Origin of the sequence: Pseudoalteromonas sp. M8 (assembly GCF_018141365.1) — a bacterium.
Taxonomy (GTDB): Bacteria; Pseudomonadota; Gammaproteobacteria; order Enterobacterales; family Alteromonadaceae; genus Pseudoalteromonas.
In genome coordinates this window covers 20,992-43,679 of the sequence record NZ_CP047239.1, presented here as the reverse complement: position 1 = coordinate 43,679, position 22,688 = coordinate 20,992, and the positions used below count along the sequence as shown (strand labels likewise).

Here is a 22,688-nt window from a genome sequence, read left to right as displayed (position 1 = left end):
AATGTATGAAAGGATTTATCAAACTAATGTTAGTGAGCCTTGCGCTTATCTCATTGAAGTCATATGCGGTTGTATTTACGTGTAAAGGCATTGTGTACGACCTATATTCAAATGGTAATAATAGCTACGAAGTTAGGTTTGAGCGTGAGTCCGGAGTCGATCTTGAGCCTGTTATTATTTATCCAGAACAGCACTACCTTTTGGCTCCGGTTTTAGATGCTATCCGTGAAGGTGAAAAATACCGCACTGTATATCGCTTAGTTATTGAAAATAGAGATAGCGGTGATACTCGATGCCACGATGGTGAGAGTGAAAATGCCTTAATCGGTCTTACAAAAGTTATCGATTAAAAAACAAAAGGCGCCAACGGCGCCTTTAGAAATTAACCTGTAATGATCCTTAACATTCTACGAAGTGGCTCTGCCGCCCCCCATAAAAGTTGATCACCAACAGTAAATGCACTGATATATTTTTCACCCATTGTGAGCTTTCTTATCCTGCCTATCGGAATATTCAGTGTGCCAGTGACATTTACAGGAGTTAGCTCTTTTGCCGTAATATCACGCTCATTTGGAATGACGCGAACCCATTCATTATGTGCAGCGAGAATCGCTTCTATTTCTTCGACACTTCGATTTTCACGTAACTTGATGGTGAGCGCTTGTGAATGACAGCGCATCGCGCCAATTCGTACACACAATCCGTCAATAGGAATGGGCTGCTTTGACGAGCCAAGGATTTTGTTTGCTTCTACTTGTGCTTTCCACTCTTCTTTACTTTGCCCAGACGGCATTGGAACGTCAATCCATGGAATTAAGCTGCCGGCTAACGGCACACCAAATTGATCTTGTGGTAAAGATTCATCTTTGATTTTTTCTGCCACTAGCTTATCGATTTCTAAGATGGCTGAACTTGGGTCGTTGAGTTGTGCTTTAACCGAGCTGTGGATCTCACCCATTTGAGTGATGAGTTCACGCATATTTCTTGCGCCTGCACCTGATGCCGCTTGATAGGTCATTGGGCTCACCCACTCTATTAAGTCTTGCTCGAATAAACCACCAAGCGCTAGTAGCATAAGAGAAACCGTGCAGTTACCACCAACAAAGGTTTTTACACCTTGCTCAAGACCTTGTTGGATGACATCTTTGTTGACCGGATCAAGCACAATAATACTGTCTTTTTCCATTCTCAGTGCTGAAGCTGCATCTATCCAATAGCCTTCCCAGCCCTGTTCACGCAATGAAGGATATACAGATTTGGTGTAATCTCCGCCTTGGCAAGAGATGATAATATCCATTTCGCTAAGCGATAGAATTTCGCTTGCATCTTTTAGCGGCTTTGGCTCTCCACCGCCTTTCACAACGGGGCCAAGTTGGCCTGCTTGCGAGGTAGTAAAGAAGTGTGCATCAATGACCTCAAAGTCATTTTCTTGCTGCATACGCTCCATCAGCACGGAGCCAACCATTCCACGCCAGCCGACGAGTCCTACTTTTTTCATGTTATGTGCCTTAATTCTTGATTATACGGATCATTGCGTGAGTCGTATGTCTAGATGGCTACCATAGCAAAAGAATACGCAGTGGACTAGCTAGAAATCAGGATTTTAAAAAATAAAAAACCCCGCATGGCGGGGTTTGGATACAACATGTAAAGGTTGTCCTAATTTAACGCATTTGCGTCAACAAGAACTCGGTACGAAACGAGCTATGGTTTTGTTTTTAAAGCTCTTAAATAATGTTACTAGTTAAATATGACAAGTATATTAACAAGCTAGTAACTTACTGAAGTATTTAGATATATTTTTATATATAGACCAACTATACACAAAGTTACAGAACTTAGTCTATGAAATAACGAATAACAAATAAAAAAATTTAGAAAGATTGATAAAGATCAAAAAAGCCAAGGCGGGCCTTGGCTTTGGTTTAAGCTTAGTTGTTCCTTAGAACTCGTAGCTGTAGCTCAGGCTAACTGAGGTGCCAACATCTTTTTGTCTTACTACCACGTCAGATTGAGTTACTTCTTGATCTTCACTTAGCAAGTTCTTGACTTTAAATTTAACTTTAGAGTTAAAGTCTGGATACCAAGTATATACTAGGTCAAGCGAATGAAATGGTTGCTCATAAGCATCATCTCTACCACCAATCCCAGAAGCCAAAATACGCTCTCCAAAGACGTTATACACTAATGAACCACTGTGTTGACCATCAGCCGAGTCATAGTTTAATTGCATATTAACTACGTACTCTGAGTGACCCGTCATACGCTTTGTTGGATTGGTTAAGTTACCTGCACGAGCAGGATCTATCGATACTTCAGAATCACTTAAGGTGATGTTACCTGACGTAAAGAAGCCACTCGCAAGACTCGATAAGTCATATAACCACTCGGCTTCGATACCGTATACTTCGCCTTCCTCACCATTTACGAAGGTTGCTGTATAGTCTTCATCACCAACCCGTAAGATGGTTTCTATTGGTGCCGTGATGTCTTTATAGAATGCCGCAACTGAGAAGTTGTCGCCATTATCCATATAGTACTCAAAGCGCGCGTCATAGTTTTTCAGGTCGCTACTCTTTAGGCCAGCTACACCGAAGGTGCGGATATCGGTTAGTGGATCATAGTAGGCAACCGGTACTAACTCACGTAAGTCAGGGCGTACTGTGGTTTCACCATAACCAAAACGTACTTGATAGTTACCGTCTGAAAGATACGTTAGCGATAGTGCGTTAAAGAAGTTATCTTCGTTAACGGTACCGGCTAAAATACGCTCTTCATCGTAAATCGTTTCCATCGTTATGCGGTCGAAAATCAGACTCGATGTTGCAAGTGACACTTGTTTAAAGTCTTCGTAACGAATACCACCACTAATACGCCAGGTATTGTCGAAGAAGATATCAAACTCACCATAGCCCGCATCAATCTTTTGAGCCGCGATATAATCGTCTGCCGCTGGTGCCTGAGGTTCGTTGAAGGTCAACAAGAAAGTGTTGTTGTTCAAAAACTCATCGTCAAGATAACCCGATAATCCATAGATCTCAGACTCATCAAAGTTTACTGGGATGGATATACCACTTTTGTTGTTTACAACGAAGTTACTGGTATTGTAAACACGCGCTCTGTCCATAAAGTCATAACCACCTTTGAGGGTAATTTCTATGCCCTCGAAGGTTAACGGTAAGGTGACATTGCCGCTGTAAGACTTTACGTTGTCTTCCATGTCGGTAAAGGCGTACGTTATACGGTTATCATCACCGGTAACGATGGAGTTTTTATAAGAGCCGTCTTCGTTATAGTTATCAATAAACTTAAAGTCGATTTCTGTTGGAATATCGGTTTGCGCTTTTGACTCTGTATACTGCCAGTCAAAGCCTACCCCCCAGTAATCGAGGAACGTGTGTTGACCAATCACTTGGTCGATATCCAACGTGCGTTCTTCGTAATCAAACTGATGTGAACGCTGTGCCGCGCCCGTTCCCGCAATTGTTCTAACGGTACTGCCGTTAGGGCTTTGTAACACGGAAAACTCTGATTCGGTTTCGTTATCTTCTAGATAAATCTTAGAATAAGTAATGCTATGCTGATCTAAGCGGTAACCGATATTGAATACACCATTTAGGCGTTCAGTTTCAGTCGTTACTTTAGATTCTTTAAGTGTCACATAACAGGAATTGGCTGTGTCTTCTGCGGTTTCTAGTTTTGAAGTACAGTTTTCACCTAATGTGTCGTCAATAACACCTGTTGTGCGGTCGCTATAATTCCAATCGTTGTCATAGGAACCCGCAAGCATAAAGCCTACCGTGCCGCCTAACCAATCTTCTTGGAAACTATTGCCAATGTTGGCTTTTACATCAAAGTTTGGATCTAGGGACTCTTCTTTGACTTGAATATCGCGAGGAAGTGATGACACAAAACCTTTGATCACGTCAATTGCTTGATCCGCACGTGTTAGCCCGTCTTTATCTTTGAAACCGTTTTTGTCTACAACTTCGCCGATGTCAAAGTTACCACGATATCTTACAACTGCATCTTGTAGTACTTGAGGTATACCTTCCGTGGTACCGCTGTAGGTAAAGCCTTTATCAGAATTAAAGTTTTGGCCAATACCTACCTCAATACCTGCGGTGAACTCCGATGGTACAGACTTAGTACGGATATCGATGTTACCACCACCGAATGCAGCAGGCATTGATGGAGAATAAGCTTTTTGTACCGCTAGACTTTCAATAATGCTTGCTGGAAAAATATCGAGTGGAATAACGTTTCTAGTTAAGTCCGGGCTCGGTACTGCGGCACCATTCAGGCGAGCACTTGAGTAACGCTCACCTAGGCCACGAACATAGATAAACTTGCCGTCAACTAACGTGAGACCGGTAACACGACGTAGCGCGGATGCTGCATCACTATCACCTGTTCTAGATAGCTGCTCTGCGCCTAAGATATCCGCAACGAAGGCTTGGTTTTTACGTTCTTCAATTACCGCCGCAGCACTACCTTGCAAACGAGTACCTACCGCAACAACTTCTTCGATTGCCTGTTCTTCTTCTGCAACGCTTGGTAGAGAAGTTGCGACTGTGAGTGCCGTACTGATGGCTAAAGCAACTTTTTTAAATTTCATTTGAGTATCCATATGCAATCCTGCCAAAAATCATAAAAAAGGCGCAATGACTGCGCCTTAATTGTAATAACTAAGGTCATTACGGATAATTAGTCAGCGTTTGAAGCCTCAATTGCTTTCTTAACCCACTGATACCATTCAGAAGATGTATCTTTATCAGATACCGCACCAATGTAATCAACGGTCGTGAAGAAGTTGTCATTTAGGCTGCTTAGGTCGTTTGCTTCAACAGTGATAGCGGTAGAGCTTGAATTTGTTGAGAAGCCGTCAGCTGCAATTACGTCAGCTGCACCGTTTAGAATTTGGTTAGAGCCTGCGTTAACAAACCAGTCTTCTTTACCTTCACCTGCAGGTAATGGGTCAGAACCATTTTTAAAGTTTGCAGCACAAGCAAGTACAGAGCTTACATAGTTAAGCGTATCAGCTTCAGCGTTTGCAGCAGCCTTATCATCTTTAAATTCTAAACATTCAGTGCCATTCGCAGCTGATGATTTAACTACTAATGCGTTGTAATACATACCACGGATTGCATCGTCAAACTTCATACCTTGTGATTCGTCATCATCACGAATTGAGTTACCATCAGTCGTTAACACAGTTACGTTTGCAAAATTAAGCGTAGATGCTGGTGCTTGGCTGTAATCAGGGCCTGCTGCTTTTTCACCATCGGTTTCAAAACCATTGTTACCCATGAAGCCTTCTGTGCCCGCAGGAATTAGTACCGCGTCGCCGTTGTCATCAGCATAAGTAACGTCACGCTTAGTTTGAATTGTACCGTGCTTAACAAGGATAAACTGGCCTTTACCTTGCCATCCTGCATCAACGTCAACAGCATCATCTTGAGTATCCGTTACTACGATATTTTTGATGTTTGCAGCACCACCGAAGAATTCGATACCATCGTCAAAACCTTGGTGAATGTGAAGGAATTCGAAGCTTGAACCAGAACCCACAGCATTCAGTGTTAGTGAATTTAAGTCGTCCCCAGGGCCGCCATCACGAGGACCAGAACCTGCATACCAAATGTGCGCATATTTGATTTGACCGCTGCTATCTGCGTTGTTTTTACCGCCATAGTAGCTTGTTACACCTTCAGAATCTGCATTACATAGGTCGCCATCACGCTCTGCATCGGTACATTCGTTTGTGATACCAAAACCGTTAACCATGATACCACCCCAGTCAGCAAACTGTGGACCGATACCTGCTAGGTTAAATGCGTCAAATTCTGCTGCTGAAGTGAAACGAATTGGCTCGGCTGCAGTACCAACTGCGTTGATCTTCGCGCCACGCGCGATACGAACCACTGACTCACCAGAAGTGAATGCCATTACAGCACCTGGCTCTACAGTTAGTGTTGGACCGTTCGCCTCGATTGTACAACCTGTTGATGTGTTACAATCTTTACCGATTAAAAGTGCACCTTTGAATACGTGAGCGCCGCCATTCTCAAGCTTTTTGAATGTAACATCACCTTGTACTTCTAGCGATTTAGAAGCAAAGTCAGTGCCGTATACACAGTGTGGTGCTTGGAACGTACCTTGAACTTCAGTGCTTCCTACAGCGCGAGTTGTACAGGGGTTAGTTGTGCCAGTATCGCCACCTGTATCACCGCCTGAATCGCTATTGTTTGTTGTATTGTTTGAATTGTTAGTGCTGTTATCGTTTACAGTAGGTGTAACTTCGATGTCACCACCACAACCAGTAAGTGCCATAGCAGCGACGATTGCAGAGACTCTGAAGAGGTTTTTTAGTTCCATTGCTAACTCCAATAGTAGACTTTTAAAAAATTATTTTTTTACTGTGTTTAAATGATGTGACTAAATTAATGGGGTTTTATTACACGAAGATTACACAAAATGATTGTAATTAAATCTTCATAATAAAAATTGGAACTTTTAAAAATAAAAAAAACCGCCCGAAGGCGGCTTTGGTGTTGCGATTATAAAATATTATAATAAAGCTTGTTTTAATGTTTCAGCATGAACTTTTTCCCGCTTCACATATTTAATCCATTGCTTAGCGAGGTTTGCTGATTTTTTGTGCTTTTCAGCTTGTTCGAAGGCCAATATAGAAGCATCAAAGTTTTGCAGGTTAAACTGTGCCATTCCAAGTGCAACATAGGCGTTAGACTCAAACGTTAAATCGCCTTTATTGAGAGCAAGTCGGGCGTGATCTGCGGCTTCATCATATTGTTCAAGATTTAAGTAGATCTCTGCAAGTCTCTGATCTAAATTGCCATGTTCAACTTTTTCAGTTGCTGCTAGGAAGAAAGGTAGTGACTTTTTATCTTCTCTTGCTTGAACGAAAGCTTCTGCGATAAAAGTTAGGTTTTTGGCGCTGTCTTCAACGACACCTGCTTTTATTCCGTTATCGAGTGCTTGCGCTGCTTTAAAAGGCAGGGCGTTCATTAAATAGACTTGAGCAAGTTGCATATAATCAGATTTTGATTTTATAAAGCCCCTTTGCTTCGCAGTTTCAAATGTTGCAAGCTGTTTTTTCTCGGCTCCTATTTCACCGTACATACCGCCAAGCTGGATCCAGTATTGTGGTTTGTCATAAAGGGTAACCATTTTCTCTAAAACATCCGCCACTTTTTTCGGCTGATTTAATGAGTAATATATCGCTCGTTGAAGAACTAACCAGTTTTCTTTTGGTAGTTCACCTTCGGCTTCAACTAAATTAATCGCAGTATTTATATTGCTTATCGCGTCATTATATTTTTTTAGTTGATATTGCGCTTGCGCTTTTAAAATATAAAAGTTGCTTTTTGGGGCCTGGGTATTAGCTTCTTTCCACTGATCAAGGAATGATAATGTACTTTCAAAATCATTGTTTGCCATGGCCAATTGAGCCAAGCTAAATGTCGTAGAAAGACGCAGGGACTCAGGAATAGATTCTTCCGCAATAACTGCTTTGAAAGATTCGATGGCCTTGTCGAGCTTGTTTTCGTTGTAATAAATAAAGCCATAGAAGTTATACATCATTGCCACTTCGTAGCTATTCATACTCGAAACGCGTTCTTTCACCGAATCTAATGCGGCGAGGCCTTCTGCAACTTGCCCGTCGTCTGCAAGTTTTTGCGCGCGGGCCAGTTGACTATACACTTTTTCGCGTAGCGCGGGCACACGCTTGGTTTTAGTTTCTGAGTCAGCATAAGCCGTTGCCAAATTAACATTTGGTATGACTGAAATGAGACTCGGCGCTATTAAACCTGTGCTAAATAACGCACTTACTAACGTAATTTTTTTAAACATTTTCATAATCGCAATCCTTAATGGCAGTTAGCCATTAATTTGAAATGAAATCTTATTTTGAACACCCGCAACTTCAACCGGTTCACCGTTTACTACGCGAGGTTTGTATTTAAATTTCAATGCCGCATCAAGCGCTGCTTGGTCAAAGATTGATTCCGGTTCGGCGCTTACTACAACAGGGTTTCTCACAGTGCCTTGTTTAGTTACAATGAACTCAACAATCACATACCCCTCAATTCCGCGTGATAAAGCACGTCTTGGATATACCGGCGCAACTTTAACGATTGGCAGATATTCACCATCACTGGACTCAAGTGCTAAACCACTCGCCAAATCTACGTCAGCGTCCACATTGGCACTAAAGTCAAAGTTGCCGCCTGTTGCGTCAAGATTGTTGTTCTGGGTTTGTGGTGCATCCATTGGTGGAGGCGGCTCTTTAGGTGTTGGTGGCTTTTGTGGCTTACGCTCTTTTTTCTCCACCGTCTCTTCTTTTTTAAGACGGACGAAATCTAGTACTTGTCCTTTTACAGGATCTGTCATTGCTCCTTCCCCTCCTTGGATAAGCGCTTGCATACCCAAGAAAAGGAAAAAGGTAACTATGCCTGCAATTACTAAAGCAATTAAGTAACGCATGGTATGTTCCTATGACTCCTGTGCTGCAATCGAAACATCAAATGCGCCAGCTGCGCGTGATGCATCCATTACTTTAATTAGCGTGTCAGTAGTTGCCTTTTTATCAGCCTGAATAACCACACTACCCTGCGGATTCTCCGCTTTAAGACGCTCAATATTTGCTTGAACTGCACGGATGTCTACTTGGCGTTTGTTAATCCAAATTTCACCAGTATCTGAAATTGCAACCAGGATATTGGCTCTTTGCTTTTTAACTGCAGTGGCCGCTTCTGGGCGGTTAACATCAATACCCGCTTCTTTAACGAAAGAGGCCGTTACAATAAAGAAGATAAGCATGATAAATACAACGTCCAGCATTGGCGTCATGTTGATTTCTTCTGCTTCTTCTTCTTGGAATACTTTTGCAAGTGGTGCTCTCATAATTCTTTCCTCACACGACCGCTTAATGGTCTAGTAGCATTTTATCTTCTAACAACTCAACTTCACGCTTGGCTTTACGCTGAAGGTAGGTCGATGCAAATACACCCGAAAGCGCGCCAACCATGCCTGCCATTGTCGGGATAGTTGCTTTTGATACCCCAGATGCCATAGAGCGTGCACTGCCTGATCCGGTGATCGCCATTACATCAAATACTTCAATCATGCCAGTTACCGTGCCTAGGAGTCCTAGTAAAGGACACAGTGCCACCATGACATTGATATATGGTAAGTTGGCGTTGAGTTTGATCCCCACGCGAGAGATAGTTGCTTGTCTTATCTGCTCTGCGTTCCAACTGTTACGCTCATTTCGCGAGTTCCAAGCTTGTAGGACTTCGTTTTTGTAGCCTCTGTATTTACCGAACACAAACATGAAGCGCTCGAGAATAAGTAGCCACATGGCGAAGGTTACGAAGCCGATGACCAGGAGAACCTGGCCACCTGTATCAAGGAATTCACGTAAAGCGTTAATTGCATCAAGCAATAAAACCACGATTACGCTCCTTTCTCGCTACGCTCAGCAATGATCCCCGCGCTCTGCTCTTGAAGAATAAGGAGCAAGTTACGAGAACGTGTGTTTAGTAGTGTGTAAAGGAATACGGTTGGGATAGCGACAACCAGACCAAGTACGGTGGTTACGAGGGCCTGAGAAATACCACCAGCCATGAGTTTAGGGTCGCCCGTACCAAACAAGGTGATTGCTTGGAAGGTGTTGATCATACCGGTCACTGTACCGAGTAGACCAAGTAGCGGTGCTACGACTGAAATAATTTTGATTAAAGTCAGGTTACGAGTGATCTTTGGCATCTCACGAAGGATTGCTTCGCTTAACTTAAGTTCTAGCGTATCGTAAGCCACATCTGGGTATTGCTCTTTCACTTTCATCACACGACCTAGCGGGTTGTCGTCACGGGCAACACTATCTTTAAGCTGACGGTTGATTTTAGAACCCATCAACATGAGTGATACAAAACGCTCAATTGCAATAAGTAGTGCCAGTAAACCAACACCTAGGATCACATAACCTACCGCGCCACCTTGGTGTACTTGTTCTTCGGTATTTGGCGCTTGTACTAGTAGACCGAGAATTGAACCGCCTGTTGGGTCAAGGGCAAAATCGACAGAACCGGTCTTCGCATTTTGTAATTCACCCGCTGTTGAGGTGAAACGAGACGCTGGCTGACGGGTCAGTTCAGAAAGCGTTTGTGTATCATTGTTGTAAGTCAGGTATTTACCATCAGCGATTAAGTTAAACGCACCGACGCGAAGCACTTCTTTGTTTTGCTTGGTACCACCGGCTACGATAACTTCGGTATTAAAGCGCGACACTTTACCTTGTTCCGTCATTTCACGTTGCATCTCAAACCAGACTTTTTCAATGTCTTCGATTGATGCTAGACGCGATGTTGAGCCCATCTTTTTCGCAAGCTCAGTCATGTAATCATCACGACCTTTAATTTCAGCTGATACAACTGACGTTGCGAACTTATTTGAACTGTCGCCAGCTACTTGTTGAAGCACACCGAATAGCTCTTTTAATGTACCCATACGCTTGCTAAGCGTGTCACTTAGGTTGGCCAGTTTTATTTCGTTTTCTTCGAAATTGGTTTCTAGACGCTCTGATTTAGCCAACGCTTGGTTACGTTCACCCGTTAACGCATTCAACATTTGGATTTGGTTGTTTTGCTGCGCTTTGAACTCGGCTTCACGTTGTTTGTTTTGGGCTGTTTGTGCCGTTTGCCCTTGCTCTAAGGTTTTTAGTAGTGAATCTAAATCTAATGCTTGTTCAGCATGCGCAGATGCGGTTAACGCAAGTGTTGTTGCGAAAATAGCGTGTTTAGTGAATTTTTGTACGAATTTCATAGTGGTCTCACCTATTACTCTGCAGCCTGAACTGGAAGCGTTAACATGTCAGGTGCTAACTGCTTACGTGCGATGCGAATGCCTTTATTGATTTGGCTGATATTGGTATCTGGTAATGCGTTAAAAGCATTACTGTCTTTGTTCCAAAAACCAGCTTGGCTGCCATCTTTTGTGACATAAAGCAGCACAAGACGACCAATTCGTAGGAAATCTACTTCACGTTCTTGTCCATTCACGTCAAGTAATGAGGTGTAAGCTTCGATAGTGCGTCCGTAGTCAACTTCGACTTGGTAAGCCTCAAGTACGCGGCGGAACTTTTCGCTTGATGAAATATCAGCACGGTCCATCAAGTTAGTTAACTGAGTAATACGCTCAGCACGCTCTTTAGGAAGGAAAGGCACATCTAATTCAACAAACTGTTTCAGACCTGTGATCATGCGCATCATGAGAGGTGTGATTTGACGCTCGATCACCGAAACCTGATCCATAGAGGTGTTAATGGCTGCCATTTCTTCAAGTTGGTTTTTGATTTGTTTTTCTAATTGAGCGTTGTAAACAGATAGGCCGTCGATTTCTTTGTTCAACGTCTTGAACTTTTGCAAACGAGACTGCATATCGTCTGCAATACCATCGATTTTCCCTTGAGACTTTAATGCAGATTCATTGATAGCTGCACTTTTGTCCATCGCTTGATTTAATTCTGTTGCTCCGGCAGAGGCCGTTGCTAGCATACCTGCTATAAGCAAGTGGTTAACGCACTTCATCGCATACACCTTATAAATTATTGCTAGTTGCTAAAAAACTGGGTGCAGTCTAATTACGAAAAATGACAACCATGTTGCGCAACCAATACACAAATGTGACAGCTGTCATTGAAATTACATTAATCAATTAACTTATTGTTTTTAATGAAATTTTGTTGGTTAATGAGATGTTGCAGGTGTTTCGTGTCATAAAAGGATCACAAAAAAGCCGCTTTTGTTAAGCGGCTTTTAAGCTCTAGTGAGATGGCGTTAGACTCTAAACTTGAGCACCATTTGTTCTAATTCGTCGAACTGTAGTTTCAATGACTTACACTCTTCAAGGGTTGCGGTTAGGTTATTGCTGCCTTGCAGGCTGAGGTCACTAATATGATGAATGTCGCTATCTAATGTTTGGATTACGGTGTTTTGCTGGTGGGTGGCGCTGGCAACTGCATGGTTAACGCCGTCTATGGCATCAATCGAATTGCTCACTTCTTGCATTTTAGTACCTGAAGCATTGGCTCTATCGGCGCTTCTTGCTGAGTCTTCTAAACTCGCTTTCATTACGGCCACAGCTGAAGCAGAACCTTGTTGTAGTTGTGCAATAGTGCTTTCGATTTCTTGCGTTGACTCTTGCGTGCGCTGTGCCAATTGCCTTACTTCATCGGCAACGACGGCGAATCCACGTCCGGCCTCACCTGCCCTAGCCGCTTCAATGGCAGCATTTAACGCCAGTAAATTGGTCTGCTCGCTAACTCCTTTGATCACTTCAAGCACTTGCCCTATGCTGCCTGAGAGTTTATCCAATCCATCCAGCGTGTCTTGTGCCTGAGACATTTTTTGTGTCAGTGAAGCGATTTCTTCAATATTTTGAGTGAGTGAATGTTGGCTTTCAACAGAAAGCTTGTTGGCGTTACTGGCAAGTTCTGAAGCATGGGTTGCATTGTTTGAGATCTCTTGTGCACTTGAAGAAAGCTCGTTGATCGCTGTCGCGACGCTATCGGTGCGCTTTGACTGATCTGTATACATAGATAAGGTATCTTGCGTTTGCGCAACCAAACTATTTACGACGTTTTCAAGTGTTACTGTAGTATTTTTTACCTGCGTAATAGAAGCATGAATTTTATCGATAAATTGGTTGAAATAATCGGATAACTCGCCAAATTCATCTTGATTTTCTACGACTAATCTACGAGTAAGGTCACCTTCACCTTGGGCGATGTCTTTGATGGCTGCATTGAGATTGTACATCGGGCGCATCAGATACTTGAGCAATAGTTGTAGCATCACCACAATCGCAATCACGCCAAGTAGCATATAGATAGCCGCCATATTTCTAAAAGAAGATACGGACGAATAGGCGATTTCTTTATTAATGACAACGCCAAGATACCAGTCGACATTTTTAATGCCTTTCATTTTTACAAATGAAACGAGCTTTTCTGTGCCATCAATTTCAAGCTCCGTGAAATCCCGATTTAATGACAGGCGTTTACCAAACAGCTCTGACATCGGCTTGTCATTCAGTTTAGTATCTGGATGACTGAGTATTTTACCGCTTTCATCAAGTAAGAAACCGTAACCAAACCCTAAGAAGTCAATTTCATTGATAATTTCTGTGATGGTTGACATGTCGATGTCCCCCCCTGCCACACCTGCGAAACGGCCTCCTTGTTTTACAGGTACAACGGCTGAGATAGTGAATTCGTTGGTGGTAACGTCGATATAAGGTGCGGTAAATGCGGTATCTTGTTTTTGCTCAGCGAGCTTGTACCAAGGGCGGCTAGTCGCATCAAAATCAGCAGGAAGTTGGATACTTGGATCGTCCAACACAAATGTTCCATCTGGCGTGCCAATAAAAACGTTTTTGAAATCCCCCGCAGTGTCTGCGGTTTTTAACCGTCTTCTGATCTGTTCAGTGGAGTCATCAGCTCTATGTCCATCAGCAATCGAGACCACGATTTCAAGTCTGTCATTGAGCCAATTGGCGATATTCTGTGAAACCGAGCTTGAAATCTCTTGTAAAACCAAGGTAAGTCGAGCTTGAGTTTGGTCTCGCATAACAAGAAAGTTGTTTACGGTAAATAAGCCGAGCACAATCACTAACACAAGGGAGGCTGCTACGGTTACTTTGGTGGTGAACTTTAGCGCTTTAAACATCATGATCCTGTTGAACTTGTTCTTTTCTTCAGCCAAACAATACACTTGTTGGCCGATTATTATTAATAGATTTAGGAATTGGATTCCTTTGTAACTATTTTTATCAAAAACTCAAAGGTTTGTCTTTGATTATCGGCAGGAAATGAGAGAGGTTTAGAGTGAATGTTAAATAAAGGTGAGACTTCGCTCACCTTGCGTTACAGTAACGACGCTTGATAATGTCGCCAAGCAGTATCTAATTTAACACCTGCTGATTGCTCAAAGTATTGCCAGTCCCACTTTATGTCGTCATGTGGGTCCAATTGAGCATTGATCTCCTGAAGTAGGTCTCGGTTACTTTGCTTCGATAACCAATCGATAAAGAATGCTGTATTTTTATAGCCGTCTTTATAGTTGCCACCAGGCTTTTGGGTATCATCAGGAATATACCCAGCTTTTAGTCTAACAACATCTGCTATTCCCTCAATGATTGGCCCTATTTCCTTGTAGTTATGATCATCTAGCTGATAAGCATGGGCAATTTCATGATAGAGAATACCGATAAGTTCGTCGACTGATTCTGTTTCACTGTGCGATGTAGAAAAGTTTTCCATGTAGTTTGCGCTGATATGGATTGTTGCGCCGTTAAAATCGCCCTCTTTATATGCAACCCCTTTTAGGTCTTCAAAGACGATATGGAGGGTTGGTAGCTTAGGCGCGCTAGTCATATCTTTATAAAGTAATCTAGCCACGTTATAACTTATCTGCTCTATTACTTTGTTATCAATTTCTTGCCATGCGAAATGGTTAATTTTAGTCGTTTTGCTTAGCGAGACGGCTGGTAGAGGAAATTGACGCCATGCTAAGTCTGACTGAAACGCGATCGGTTTTAATTGCGCTGCGGCATTATCGATGTCATTTGCAAGTGCGAACGGCGCACTTGCAAATGTGGTCATAGCCGCAAGAAATATTCCTGCTTTAACCATTACTTATACTCCGACAACGAAGGCGGTCTCTGCGTCTTGGATTGACCCCATGCTTTATTCGGCTTGCTAGACATTTGATACTCCAATGTACCACCATTCATAATGTCGTTATGTGTGATGTAGCTGCGCTTAAGCGGTTTTCCATTTAATTTAATGGACTTGATATATTTGTTTTTGTCACTGAAACCTTTCGCAACAGTTCTAAATGCTTTGCCGTTTGCAAGTTTCAACGTAACTTCTGGCACTTGAGGCGCACCAATCGCGTAGCTTAGGTCGCCTGGCGCAACAGGATAGAAGCCCATCGCAGAGAATATATACCAAGCAGACATCTGACCTACATCGTCATTACCTGCAAGGCCATCCGGTTTGTCTGAGCTTAAGGTATCCATGATCTGACGAATACGCTCTTGGGTTCTCCACGGTTTACCCGCGTAGTTATATAAATAGGCAATATGATGGCTAGGCTCATTACCATGGGCATAGTTACCAATCAGGCCTGCAATATCTTCGTGCTCTTTGATCATCTCTTCAGAAAGGTGGGTATCAAACAGTGCATCTAGACGCGCTTCAAATGCATCATCACCACCCATTAATTCAATCAGGCCAGCTACATCATGCGGTACATAGAAGCTATATTGCTTCGCGTTACCTTCGGTGTATGGGCCCATGTATTTTGCTTCAAAAGGGTCAAATTCGGGATCCCAGTTTCCTTTTGAATCTAACCCTTGCATGTAACCGGTTTCTTTATTGAACACATTTTTATAGCTCATCGCACGTTGGTAATAGTCTTTCGCTTTACTGGTATTGCCCATCGCTTCATACATTCTTGCGATGGCAAAATCATCGTAAGCATATTCAAGAGTGATAGAAATAGACTCAGGAAGTACGTCCATTGGTACATAGCCAAACTTCTTGTATTCAGGGATGGCATCGTACACTGGGTTGTTAGCCGTGTTTTCAATTGCTTCTACTGCTAAATCAATATCGTAATCTCTGATCCCTTTTAGATATGCATCAGCAATGACTGAAACCGCATGATAACCAATCATGGTCCATGTCTCGTGGGCATGGAACGACCAAATAGGTAACATTTTTTCATAGCTTTGCTGATAATGTACCAGCATAGATTGGATCATGCCGGATACGCGGTCTGGGTCGATATAAGTGAGCAATGGATGTAATGCACGATAGGTATCCCACAACGAGAATAAGGTATAGTGCTCGAAACCTTTGCCGTCATGAATTTCACCGTCAACGCCTCGATACTGTCCATTGACATCTTGGTAGATATTAGGCGCTTGTAGCGCATGGTAGAGCGCAGTGTAGAACTGACGTTTTTGCGCTTTGGTGCCTTCCACGTCGACTTTATCTAAATAATTTGCCCACTGAGACTTGGCATTTTCGCGAACGTTATCAAAATCCCAACTTGGTACTTCAGTTTTAAGATTCTCTAATGCGTTTTTGCGGCTAACTGCAGAAAGTCCGACTTTCACCAACAGTGGCGTTTCGTCTAAATTATCAAAGCTTGCAACAAACTTAACGGCTTTACCTGCTGTCATTTTTACTGCGGTATTCTCAATCGTAGAGTGTTTGCTGTCTTTTCCTAAGCAATTCATACAACGATAACGGTTGTTGTCTAGATTATAAAACTGATAGTCAGCGATAGGTTTTGAGAACTCGATGGCAAAATACATTTGGCGGTTACGCGCCCAGCCATTAGTTGCGCGGTAAGCAACCAATGTGGTGTCGTTTATTTTGCGGATGTCGCTCCAAATCACTTTATTCTCAAAGTTATAGATTGCTGAGGTCAAATCAAGCAATACATGACCCTGTTTTGCTTTGTTGAAGCTGTATTTATGCATACCCACTCGCGTGGTTGCAGTGACTTCGGCTTTCACACCATAGTCGAGTAAGTCAACACCGTAATAGCCAGGTTCAGACCATTCTTGGTCGTGAGAAAAGCGTGAGCGATACCCTATGTCTGGATTTTCAGCGGTACCAGCATCGAGTTTTACTTCGCCTGTCATTGGCATGATCAGCAGGTCGCCAAGATCTGAGTGACCAGTACCAGAGAAATGCGTGTGGGAGAAACCAACAATAGTATGGTCGTCATAGTGATAACCAGCGCAGCGCTTGTAGATTTCTGGTTGAGGGGAAACACCGCGCATGGGGTTATCTGTATCTGGGCTTAATTGCACCATACCAAATGGCACGACTGCGCCAGGGAAGGTGTGGCCATCACCGCCAGTACCAATGAAGGTATCGACCCACTGTGTATTTGATTCAGTGGCGTGAACTGTTGCGCATAACAACACACTTTGTGTGATTGCCAACGCCCAAGTTTTAGCTCGCATTACTCTCTCCTAGTTTTTGTTTTGAATTGGAGCGTTCCAATTTTATTTTATAATACCCTTTATGAATACGTATTCAATACTCTGCGACGAAAAAATTATGCAATAAAAAAGGCGAGCTATGCTCGCCTTGTAAACTTTCGTTAACTTAATTCAGTTTTGCTTGCCACTTTTGCGACAGCTTAACCACGTTTAATCCGTACCATGCGATGTAGACATAACAAAGCAATGGCACAATAAAGCTGATCTGAATATGGAATTTATCCGCAACCACACCTTGAATGAGCGGCACAATAGCACCACCGACAATGGCTAAACACAGCCAGCCAGAACCTTTACTGGTTAGTGAGCTCAAGCCTTCAATTGCCATTGAGAAGATTGTCGGAAACATAATGGAGTTAAACAAGCCAATCGCGAGTACGGCAATCATCGCAATGTTGCCACTGGTACTCATGGTCAATGCCAGTAATAAAATAATAACGACAGCGTTGAAAGCCACTGCTTTTGAAGGTGCAATAGTCTTTAAGGCAGCAGAGCCGATAAAGCGCCCTACCATAGCACCACCCCAGTAGTACCCGATAAGTTTTGCTGCAGCGTGCTCTTCAAGTCCTGCGATTTCAGGTTCTGCAAAGTAATTTACAAGGAAACTCCCAATCGCAACTTCTGCACCGACATAGCAGAAAATAGCTACTACACCCATTACTAAGTGTGGGGCTTCAATTAGGTTATGGTGTTTCGCTTTACAATCGACGGCTTCAGTATGCTCAGCAATAATGGGTAACTTTAAAAACGCGAATACAACGGCGATTGTTAGTAGCGCAGCTGCCAAAATAAGATAAGGTACCTTTACCCCCTCTGCGCTTGCCGCAGCTTCAACGGTTAGCGTACCGGCTGAACCAAACAATAAAAAGCCACCCACTATAGGACCAATAGTGGTACCCAGTGAATTAAGCGCTTGCGCAAGGTTTAAACGACTTGACGCAGTGCGAGGATGCCCGAGTGCTGCTACATAAGGATTCGCTGATACTTGCAAAACAGTGATGCCAGATGCAAGCACAAAAAGCGCTGAGAGAAAAATCCAATATTCGTGAACAACAACGGCGGGATAAAACATGATGCAGCCAATGGATGCCACGATTAAGCCCGTTAGTACGCCATTTTTATAGCCAAAGCGTTTAACTAAATACCCAGCAGGTAAAGAAATAATAAAGTAGGCACTAAAAAAGCAAAACTGGATCAGCATTGCTTCGGTGTAGTTAAGGTCAAATACGCCTTTTAGACGTGGGATGAGGACATCGTTTAAAACGGTTATAAATCCCCAAAGGAAAAAAAGCGTTGTCATTGCAATAAGCGGAAGTCGATAATTATTATTCTCGGTATTCCCGCTTGTGACGAAGGTTTGATTTGTATTTATTTCGCTCACAAGTGATACTCCAATCTGTTTTCACCTTGATTCTACACACTGTTACATGAAAATCACAAATGTTTTGTTGGATCGTTCCATGTTTTATCTGCTAAAGTAACGGAAATGTTCAGCAGTAGGTTAAAAGTTAGATGAATTTTAGAACAACGCAATTTTTAGAAGCACACATTAAAAAGACGCTCAGCTTTTACGCACCAAATTGCGTGGATGAACGTGGTGGCTTTAATCACTTCTTCAAGGATAATGGCGAGATTTATGATGCGAACACGCGTCACTTAGTATCAAGTACCCGTTTTGTCTTTAACTATGCTATGGCTTATGACTATTTTAAAGAGCCAGCTGACTTAGATAAGGTTAAGCATGGTATCGAATATTTAGAAACTGTCCATAGGCAGGAAAATGGCGGCTATGCGTGGTTGCTTGAAGGCGAAAATGTTGTAGATGGCACTAACCATTGTTACGGGCTCGCCTTTGTTTTATTGGCTCATGCCTGTGCGTTGAAGGTTGGGTTATCAGACAGCAAGTCTGCAATTGAGCGAGTATGGCAGCTGTTAGAAGAGAAATACTTTGAGCCTGATTTTGGACTCTATAAAGACGAATTCGATGCAGACTTTAATCAGGCAGATAAGTACCGTGGTCAAAATGCCAATATGCATACCTGCGAAGCGCTAATAGCTTGCTTTGAAGTAACGCAGGATGAAAAGTTTTTACAGCGTGCATATATGCTTGCCGACAATATGGTAAATCGTCAAGCGGCTAAGGCTGAAGGGCTGATTTGGGAGCACTATGATAGTCAATGGCAAGTCGACCTTGAGTATAACAAAGGCGATCCCAAACACTTATTCAGGCCTTGGGGATTTCAGCCCGGTCATCAAACTGAGTGGTCAAAATTATTATTGTTGATTAACCGCTACATGCCAAAGTTATGGCTTGTGGAAAAAGCCGCGCACTTGTTTGATGAGTCATTAAAAGCTGCTTGGGATAATGAATTCGGCGGAATTTGCTACGGCTTTGCGCCGGATAAGTCGATTTGTGATGATGACAAGTACTTTTGGGTTCAGGCTGAGTCATTCGCTGCGGCTGCGCTACTAGCACTTGAAACCGGTGATGAAAAATATTGGCAGTGGTACGACAGAATTTGGCAATATGCTTGGGATAACTTCGTCGACCATGAATACGGTGCTTGGTATCGTATTTTGAATAACAAGAACGAAAAGTACAGCGATGAAAAAAGCCCGGCGGGCAAGACCGATTATCACACTATGGGCGCGTGTTACGAAGTCCTGCGTTCAATGAAGTTAAAAGGCGAATAACATGGCACTTGTTTGTTTTGGTGAGGCGTTGATTGATTTTTTATCGGATGGCAAAACACCAGAATCATTTACTAAATATGCAGGCGGCGCGCCTGCAAACGTGGCAGTAGCTGCGGCAAAGCAAGGCGTTGATGCGTATTTTTGCGGCATGTTAGGCAATGACATGTTCGGCCAGTTTTTAGCTGAAGAGCTACAGGCTAATGGCGTAAATACCCGTTACCTTGAGTATACAGATAAAGCCAAAACGGCATTGGCATTTGTCTCTCTTGATAAACAAGGTGAAAGAAGCTTTAGTTTTTATCGGCCACCAGCGGCGGATTTGTTGTTCAGGCAAACACATTTTTCTGAGGATATGTTTACAGAGCATTCTGTATTACATATATGCAGTAACAGTCTTACTGAAGAGAATATCCATAAAACCACGGTTTATGCGCTTGAGCGTGCACGAGCAAACAACATGCTTGTTAGTTTTGATATGAACCTGAGGTTGAACCTATGGAGTTCGACTGCGCATATTCTTGATAGAATTTGGCATTGTATCGCACTAAGTGATGTCGTTAAACTCTCACGCGAAGAATTGGAATACCTGAACGCGAATAGTCATGCGGGTAAAACCGAAGCACAAACCATAGCCGCAATTATGGATAAGCAAACTCAATTATTATTGATAACCGACGGTGGAAACCCCGTTGAGATTTATCTACAAAATGATAGTGCTAAAGTTGCTGCGCCAAATGTTGTTGCTGTGGATACCACGGCTGCGGGAGATGCGTTTGTCGGGGGGTTACTTGCTGAGATCATTCGAAAGTTTAAACCTACCCAAGATACTGAGTTTGTCATCTCACTGGATGAGGCAAAAGACTTAGTCGCGTATGCTGCGAAATGTGGTGCGTTCGCCGTTCAACGCTACGGTGCATTTGCCGCTTTGCCGTCTAAGGCTGATATTGGCGAATAGAATACTTTTTCTAGGATAGATGCATGCCCTACCGCAAAGCATTTATCCTAGTCCCTGTTTTTTACTCGCAGTCTTTGTGGGGCCACTCTACTATATGCGCTTCAAAATCAGATTCTAAATCTACTTCCAGTTCTGAGGTTGCCTTACCAAAAATACTGATCCCCGCATCTATCATGGCTTGTTTGGAACCATTATTTCTAAGAGGATGCCAGCTTGCCAGTCCCCTGCCCTCATGAAGTCGTCGATAACTACAACTGTTTGGCATAAAAAAGATATCTTTGAGGTTTTCTTTGGTTAGCTGTACGCAAGACGGAACTAGAACTTGCCTTTCGCTGTAGCGGCTACAACCACAGCTATTTTTATCGTTATATTGGCAAACAACATCAGTGTAGAGTAACTCTTCACCTTCGCGTAAAAAGTCGGTGCTTTCAAATGATTCATCTTCCTCATCGCTGTCGATAAAAGAGTGTAAACAGCATTTGCCACAGCCATCACAAATCGCTTCCCACTCATCTCTAGTCATTTCTTCGAGTGTTTTTTCTTGCCAAAAGCTCATTACTTTGCCCCTTCATTACGCTTTTTTGCATCATATTTGATTTGTGATGTTGGAATCGATCACATCAAACAAGCGGCGCATTCTATAGGATAGTTGAACGTAATTCAAAATTGGCGAACTATTTATGGCTGACTATGATTAAAGTACTATTTTTATTTCATAATCTTTGGCGAGAGCGCTATTTGTCTGTGATTATGGGACGTAGCGAGGGTGGGTGATTGAGGCAAAGGTACGTCTTTTTATTGTTTGTACTCCTGTTGTCTCTGTGTAGTCAAGTGGTAGCTGCTGACAAAGAGACGTTGCAACTAGAGTATGTGGCTTCAAATGCTAAAATTGTCGACGTCATAAATAACCCAAGTATCCTTTGGCAAACTACCGATGATAAAGTGTTGAACTTAGGTTATTCCAACCTAAGTTACTGGGTACGTACGTCGTTAAATATTGACGAAAAAGAAGGGCCTTATTTACTTGAGATAGCCTATCCGGTGCTGGATCAGCTTGATGTTTACATGCTACAAGAAGGCAATATATTTGTTCATCAGCAATTAGGTGATAAACAACCTTTCGTTGACCGCCCTTTTGCGCATGAACATTTTATTATACCACTCCCAAACGGCACGCATGGTAAGGTAGCACTATACATTAAAGTACGCTCATCCAGTGCGCTGCAACTTCCCGTGGTACTTTGGACAAACCATGACTTTTTGATAAACGACCAAGTTTTTCGTATCGTGATGGGGATCTACTTTGGTTTGATGGGGATAATGGCAGCTTATAATGTGCTCCTCTATTTTACCATTCGCGAATCCACATTATTTTACTATGTTTTATACGTTATTTGTTTAGCGCTATTTTCTGCTTGTTTGTCAGGTTTTGCCTTTCGATATCTTTGGCCAAATAGTCTTTGGTGGAACGATCAAGCAATCTTATTTTTTCTTATCAGCTCGGTGTTAACCGGCACTTACTTTGTTATGACATTGCTCGAGATTGGTATTTCGGACAAGTGGCTTTATCTAGGTTGTCGCTTAATTTTGGGATTAGGGTTGGTACTCTTATTTTCTTCTGTGTTTTTTGACTATGCAGTGATGATAAAACTTACCATAGCGTATGCCGTATCAGCTTGTATCTGGGGCGTATTCTGCCGTATTTTACGTTTGGCTGGGAAAAGCCGCTTAGCGACATTCTATTCGATTGCTTGGAGCTCAGTGCTCATTGGCGGGATCATTCTTGCGCTAAATAAATTAGATTTAATCAGCCAAACTTGGTTTACCGAAAATGCGCTATTAATAGGTACTGCCATTGAGGTGGCCTGTTTATCGATAGCAATAGGTGAAAAACTCAATACCTAGAAAAACAAGCGCTTTCAAGCGCAAT

At 42.7% G+C, this 22,688-nt stretch carries 18 protein-coding genes; 4 read left to right on the top strand and 14 right to left on the bottom strand.

Annotation, left to right across the window (positions count from 1 at the left end; translation table 11 throughout):
• Positions 1-5: 5 nt before the first annotated feature.
• Positions 6-350: a hypothetical protein gene (locus GSF13_RS00150; protein ID WP_010605496.1), complete on the top strand. Its 345-nt coding sequence runs from the start codon at positions 6-8 to the stop codon at positions 348-350.
• 32 nt (positions 351-382) lie between these two features.
• On the opposite strand, the gene asd is transcribed toward GSF13_RS00150, so the two are convergent.
• The 13 genes from asd to GSF13_RS00085 all read right to left on the bottom strand — a co-directional run bounded on the left by asd (position 383) and on the right by GSF13_RS00085 (position 18,490).
• Entirely contained in the window at positions 383-1,498 is a 1,116-nt protein-coding gene (gene asd, locus GSF13_RS00145; RefSeq protein WP_102058111.1) for an aspartate-semialdehyde dehydrogenase, read from the bottom strand.
• A gap of 444 nt (positions 1,499-1,942) precedes the next feature.
• Positions 1,943-4,630: a TonB-dependent receptor gene (locus tag GSF13_RS00140; protein WP_211865503.1), complete on the bottom strand. Its 2,688-nt coding sequence runs from the start codon at positions 4,628-4,630 to the stop codon at positions 1,943-1,945.
• 77 nt (positions 4,631-4,707) lie between these two features.
• Positions 4,708-6,378, bottom strand: coding sequence for a hypothetical protein (locus GSF13_RS00135; RefSeq protein WP_010605499.1), 1,671 nt, complete (start codon positions 6,376-6,378; stop codon positions 4,708-4,710).
• Positions 6,379-6,570: 192 nt separating this feature from the next.
• Positions 6,571-7,881, bottom strand: a complete 1,311-nt coding sequence (locus GSF13_RS00130; protein WP_010605500.1) for a CDC27 family protein — start codon at positions 7,879-7,881, stop codon at positions 6,571-6,573.
• 21 nt (positions 7,882-7,902) lie between these two features.
• Positions 7,903-8,508: an energy transducer TonB gene (locus GSF13_RS00125; RefSeq protein ID WP_010605501.1), complete on the bottom strand. Its 606-nt coding sequence runs from the start codon at positions 8,506-8,508 to the stop codon at positions 7,903-7,905.
• A 9-nt stretch (positions 8,509-8,517) separates the two neighbouring features.
• Positions 8,518-8,928 (bottom strand): biopolymer transporter ExbD, encoded by a 411-nt coding sequence (locus tag GSF13_RS00120; protein WP_010378708.1) that lies wholly within the window; start codon positions 8,926-8,928, stop codon positions 8,518-8,520.
• Positions 8,929-8,950: 22 nt separating this feature from the next.
• Complete coding sequence (locus tag GSF13_RS00115; RefSeq protein ID WP_010378705.1) at positions 8,951-9,478, bottom strand: MotA/TolQ/ExbB proton channel family protein; 528 nt, start codon at positions 9,476-9,478, stop codon at positions 8,951-8,953.
• Positions 9,479-9,480: 2 nt separating this feature from the next.
• Entirely contained in the window at positions 9,481-10,848 is a 1,368-nt protein-coding gene (locus tag GSF13_RS00110; protein ID WP_102058115.1) for a MotA/TolQ/ExbB proton channel family protein, read from the bottom strand.
• 14 nt (positions 10,849-10,862) lie between these two features.
• On the bottom strand, positions 10,863-11,612 hold the full coding sequence (locus GSF13_RS00105) for a DUF3450 domain-containing protein (protein ID WP_211865501.1): 750 nt from the start codon (positions 11,610-11,612) through the stop codon (positions 10,863-10,865).
• Between the two features lie 249 nt (positions 11,613-11,861).
• A complete protein-coding gene (locus GSF13_RS00100) occupies positions 11,862-13,751 on the bottom strand; it encodes a methyl-accepting chemotaxis protein (RefSeq protein ID WP_019647596.1) in 1,890 nt (629 codons plus the stop codon).
• 197 nt (positions 13,752-13,948) lie between these two features.
• Entirely contained in the window at positions 13,949-14,716 is a 768-nt protein-coding gene (locus tag GSF13_RS00095; RefSeq protein ID WP_211865499.1) for a basic secretory protein-like protein, read from the bottom strand.
• Positions 14,716-17,070 carry a GH92 family glycosyl hydrolase gene (locus tag GSF13_RS00090; RefSeq protein ID WP_211865497.1) on the bottom strand — a complete coding sequence of 785 codons (2,355 nt, stop codon included), beginning with the start codon at positions 17,068-17,070 and terminating at the stop codon, positions 14,716-14,718. Before GSF13_RS00090 ends, GSF13_RS00095 begins: the two co-directional genes overlap by 1 nt.
• A 145-nt stretch (positions 17,071-17,215) precedes the next feature.
• Positions 17,216-18,490 carry a sugar MFS transporter gene (locus GSF13_RS00085; protein ID WP_010605507.1) on the bottom strand — a complete coding sequence of 425 codons (1,275 nt, stop codon included), beginning with the start codon at positions 18,488-18,490 and terminating at the stop codon, positions 17,216-17,218.
• Positions 18,491-18,621: 131 nt separating this feature from the next.
• Between GSF13_RS00085 and GSF13_RS00080 the strand changes: the two genes are divergently transcribed.
• The gene (locus GSF13_RS00080) at positions 18,622-19,803 is read left to right on the top strand and encodes an AGE family epimerase/isomerase (protein ID WP_211865495.1); all 1,182 of its coding nucleotides are present in this window, start codon (positions 18,622-18,624) and stop codon (positions 19,801-19,803) included.
• Position 19,804: 1 nt separating this feature from the next.
• On the top strand, positions 19,805-20,758 hold the full coding sequence (locus GSF13_RS00075; protein ID WP_211865493.1) for a carbohydrate kinase: 954 nt from the start codon (positions 19,805-19,807) through the stop codon (positions 20,756-20,758).
• Positions 20,759-20,819: 61 nt separating this feature from the next.
• Here the strand turns inward: GSF13_RS00075 and GSF13_RS00070 are convergent, their stop codons facing one another.
• A complete protein-coding gene (locus tag GSF13_RS00070) occupies positions 20,820-21,314 on the bottom strand; it encodes a YcgN family cysteine cluster protein (RefSeq protein WP_102058122.1) in 495 nt (164 codons plus the stop codon).
• Between the two features lie 242 nt (positions 21,315-21,556).
• Here GSF13_RS00070 and GSF13_RS24510 point away from each other — a divergent pair, with 242 nt between their 5' ends.
• On the top strand, positions 21,557-22,663 hold the full coding sequence (locus GSF13_RS24510) for a 7TM diverse intracellular signaling domain-containing protein (protein ID WP_249122652.1): 1,107 nt from the start codon (positions 21,557-21,559) through the stop codon (positions 22,661-22,663).
• Positions 22,664-22,688 lie beyond the last annotated feature (25 nt).

Bases quoted from the DNA above. Each gene is read 5' to 3' on its own strand.
- GSF13_RS00150 (WP_010605496.1), top strand. From the start codon at position 6: ATGAAAGGATTTATCAAACTAATGTTAGTGAGCCTTGCGCTTATCTCA.
- asd (WP_102058111.1), bottom strand. From the start codon at position 1,498: ATGAAAAAAGTAGGACTCGTCGGCTGGCGTGGAATGGTTGGCTCCGTG.
- GSF13_RS00140 (WP_211865503.1), bottom strand. From the start codon at position 4,630: ATGGATACTCAAATGAAATTTAAAAAAGTTGCTTTAGCCATCAGTACG.
- GSF13_RS00135 (WP_010605499.1), bottom strand. From the start codon at position 6,378: ATGGAACTAAAAAACCTCTTCAGAGTCTCTGCAATCGTCGCTGCTATG.
- GSF13_RS00130 (WP_010605500.1), bottom strand. From the start codon at position 7,881: ATGAAAATGTTTAAAAAAATTACGTTAGTAAGTGCGTTATTTAGCACA.
- GSF13_RS00125 (WP_010605501.1), bottom strand. From the start codon at position 8,508: ATGCGTTACTTAATTGCTTTAGTAATTGCAGGCATAGTTACCTTTTTC.
- GSF13_RS00120 (WP_010378708.1), bottom strand. From the start codon at position 8,928: ATGAGAGCACCACTTGCAAAAGTATTCCAAGAAGAAGAAGCAGAAGAA.
- GSF13_RS00110 (WP_102058115.1), bottom strand. From the start codon at position 10,848: ATGAAATTCGTACAAAAATTCACTAAACACGCTATTTTCGCAACAACA.
- GSF13_RS00105 (WP_211865501.1), bottom strand. From the start codon at position 11,612: ATGAAGTGCGTTAACCACTTGCTTATAGCAGGTATGCTAGCAACGGCC.
- GSF13_RS00100 (WP_019647596.1), bottom strand. From the start codon at position 13,751: ATGTTTAAAGCGCTAAAGTTCACCACCAAAGTAACCGTAGCAGCCTCC.
- GSF13_RS00095 (WP_211865499.1), bottom strand. From the start codon at position 14,716: ATGGTTAAAGCAGGAATATTTCTTGCGGCTATGACCACATTTGCAAGT.
- GSF13_RS00090 (WP_211865497.1), bottom strand. From the start codon at position 17,070: ATGCGAGCTAAAACTTGGGCGTTGGCAATCACACAAAGTGTGTTGTTA.
- GSF13_RS00080 (WP_211865495.1), top strand. From the start codon at position 18,622: ATGAATTTTAGAACAACGCAATTTTTAGAAGCACACATTAAAAAGACG.
- GSF13_RS00075 (WP_211865493.1), top strand. From the start codon at position 19,805: ATGGCACTTGTTTGTTTTGGTGAGGCGTTGATTGATTTTTTATCGGAT.
- GSF13_RS00070 (WP_102058122.1), bottom strand. From the start codon at position 21,314: ATGAGCTTTTGGCAAGAAAAAACACTCGAAGAAATGACTAGAGATGAG.